Raw genomic sequence first — 1,513 nt, forward strand, 5'->3', positions numbered from 1 at the left:
TGAAACCCCCAGCTTTCGCGCGATCTGTGCCTTGGCAACGCTCTGTCTTGCCAATCGCCGGATTGCATCATCATCGACGGATTTCTTCCGCCCTTTGTAGATGCCCTTGCCTTTAGCCGCGTCAATCCCGGCGCGCTGCCTGTTGCGGATAAGCTTCAGCTCCATATCGGTCACCATTCCAAGCACAGTTATTACCATTTGGCCCATGTCGCCGGCAGTGGTGACTTTGGGTTCAAGCACGCGGAGCGATGCACCTTTGGCATTCAACTCGAGGACCAAGTTCAGCACATCACGGGTCGAACGGCCGAGACGATCCAGACGGTGCACGACCAGTTCGTCGCCGTCTCGCAGGAACTCCATCACTGTCGCCAGCTCAGATCGATCATCGCTAGATACACCGGAAACCGTTTCCGAGCGGATGACCTCACAGCCTGCCGCTTTAAGCTTGGCTTTCTGAATGTCGAGGTCCTAGCTTGATGAGCTGACGCGGGCATATCCAATCTTCGTTATGGTAATCTGTCACATTAGGCTCATTATCACTTTGATACTGTAACAACATGCGATTGACTACTTATATGTGACATTTTTCTCTATAACATCAGCCTGTCTCCTGTGGGTGCATCCTTTTGTTACATAAGGTTCATGCTGCTATCGCACCGAAATCAATCCGCTGGTCCAGATCAACATCGAACCGGCCATATGGATTGATATGAGCATAGATCAGCGGGGAAAGCCCGTTATAGTCCCGATCTGTCAGCCGGGTTGCCCAAATCGGTTCCGCCAGAACCGATTGCATCATGCGTGTGTATACATAAACCAGCGAGGCTTGGAGCAGTTGCAGTGCATGAGCTGAAATTTCCTGGTCAGCAATCCGGTTGCTGGAAATCGCGCCACCTTTGCCGAAGAACACGAACCCGTTGGCACTGTTCCAATTCTCGACCACATTCAACCCTTCATGAATCTCGCGGCGGAAGTCTTCGGATCGAAGATAACGGCACAGAAATATTGTCTTGATCGCACGGCCCAGTTCAGCGAGAGCTTTGTATGTTGGATGCATCACATCGGCGCGTGCAAAGCGACGCAGGATGGCTTCCGGTTCAGCCGTGCCGTGCTGCATGGCTGAGGCGCATTTGACCATTTCATCGTACTGTCTTTCGATCTCTGCCCAGTCGATAGTACCAGACAGGATGGGCATGAGATTTGGCAGTTGTCCTCGCATGCCCGCGCTTGGCAAGGCCAGTTTCTGCCGCGCAATGGCCTTCAAGCGTGGGGCCAGTTCGAAGCCTAGAAGGTGACAGAAGGCGAAACCAATGGCACTCTGGCCGTGGCTATCAACATACTGGCGCTGGATTTCCATGTCGGTGCAATGGCGCAAAACCCCTTCGATCATGGCTGCCACTTCGGAAGATGAGCAGCGTTTCAGCTGAGAATAAATACAGGTCGCCTGCCGTTCTACATGCCAATAGATCATGACACCGCACCCGCCATACCGGGTATGCCATTCGGTCATCAG

2 protein-coding genes are annotated in these 1,513 nt (G+C 53.1%); both read right to left on the bottom strand.

The window, feature by feature from the left end; translation table 11 throughout:
* Positions 1–459: recombinase family protein (locus ABLN87_RS22205; RefSeq protein ID WP_353014287.1), on the bottom strand; the 459-nt coding region annotated here is incomplete at its 3' end.
* 181 nt (positions 460–640) lie between these two features.
* The coding region (locus ABLN87_RS22210) for a Tn3 family transposase (protein ID WP_353014285.1) at positions 641–1,513 on the bottom strand (873 nt) is incomplete at its 5' end.

It is taken from the genome of Ruegeria sp. SCP10, from assembly GCF_040329495.1.
Taxonomy (GTDB): Bacteria; Pseudomonadota; Alphaproteobacteria; order Rhodobacterales; family Rhodobacteraceae; genus Ruegeria.